Source organism: Rhizobium sp. BR 317, assembly GCF_047445835.1.
Classification (GTDB): Bacteria; Pseudomonadota; Alphaproteobacteria; order Rhizobiales; family Rhizobiaceae; genus Rhizobium; species Rhizobium paranaense.
In genome coordinates, this window is record NZ_JARWLB010000136.1 from 1 (window position 1) to 1,324 (window position 1,324).

The 1,324-nt window shown below is 60.3% G+C and carries 1 protein-coding gene; it reads left to right on the forward strand.

What is annotated here, in order from left to right; genetic code table 11:
* The first annotated feature begins 82 nt into the window (after nt 1–82).
* Complete coding sequence (locus QD357_RS32320; protein WP_331371081.1) at nt 83–1,306, forward strand: ISAzo13 family transposase; 1,224 nt, start codon at nt 83–85, stop codon at nt 1,304–1,306.
* The last annotated feature ends 18 nt before the right edge of the window (nt 1,307–1,324 follow it).

The following is a 1,324-nucleotide window of genomic DNA, read 5'->3' on the forward strand; positions in this document are numbered from 1 at the left end:
GTTGATAAATAAAGGAATCGCAGCTTTGGATTTTTTGCGGCGCCGGGATTCCCTTTTGGTTTGAAGCCTATAGAATCGCGGTGTGATTGACGAGGCCGCCATCCAACTGCGCTATGCTGCGCTTGAACCTGTTCTGGACGAACGTGGACGACGTCGCTTTGCGGCGGCCGAAGCGTTAGCGGCCGGCCGCGGCGGTGTGACGGCGGTGTCGCGGATCACCGGTCTGGCGCGCAGCACGATTGCCCGCGGTCTGGCAGAATTGCGCGGCGAAGCCGCACCGGAGGCAGCTTCGGGCCGGGTTCGTCGCCAAGGCGGTGGCCGACGATCGCTGCTGGCCACGGATGCGACGCTTTTGGCCGACCTCAAGGACCTGGTCGAACCGACCACGCGTGGCGATCCAATGGCACCGCTGTTGTGGACGGCCAAGAGCCTGCGCACTCTGGCAAGCGCGCTTGGCGCCCTTGGCCATCGCATAGGTCACAACGTGGTGGCCGATCTGCTGCGCGAGATGGGCTACAGCCTGCAGGCCAACCGCAAGACGCGCGAGGGAACCAATCATCCCGATCGCGATGCGCAGTTCGGCTACATCAATGAGCGGGTGAAAGAAGCATTGACGGCGGACGAGCCGGCGATCTCAGTCGATACCAAGAAGAAGGAACTGGTCGGCGACTTTAAGAATGACGGCCGGGAATATAGCCCAAAGGGCCAGCCTGAAGCGGTTCGGGTGCACGACTTCCTCATCCCCGAGCTTGGCCGGGCAGCACCTTATGGCGTCTATGACATCGCCGACAATGCTGGCTGGGTCAGTGTCGGCATCGACCACGACACCGCCAGCTTCGCCGTCAACGCCATCCGCCGCTGGTGGCAATCGATGGGATGCCCACGCTATCCAAACGCCACACGGCTCCTGATCACCGCCGATTGCGGCGGCTCCAATGGCGCTCGTGTCCGGCTGTGGAAGCGGGAACTGCAAGCCTTGGCCGATGAGCTCGGCTTGGCCATCACCGTCTGCCATCTGCCGCCTGGCACCAGCAAATGGAACAAAATCGAGCATCGCCTCTTCTCATTCATCACCAAGAACTGGCGTGGCAAACCGCTTGTCAGCTACCAGACCATTGTCCAACTGATTGCCGCAACCACGACCAAAGCCGGTCTCACAGTCAAGTCCGAGATCGACACCAATATCTACCCCGCCGGCATCAAGGTCAGCGATGCCGAGATGGATGCGATCAACATCAACCGTCATCAATTCCATGGCGATTGGAACTACACAATCAGCCCAATCATCCCACCACCGGTGCGATAATTTATCAACAGTGCCTAA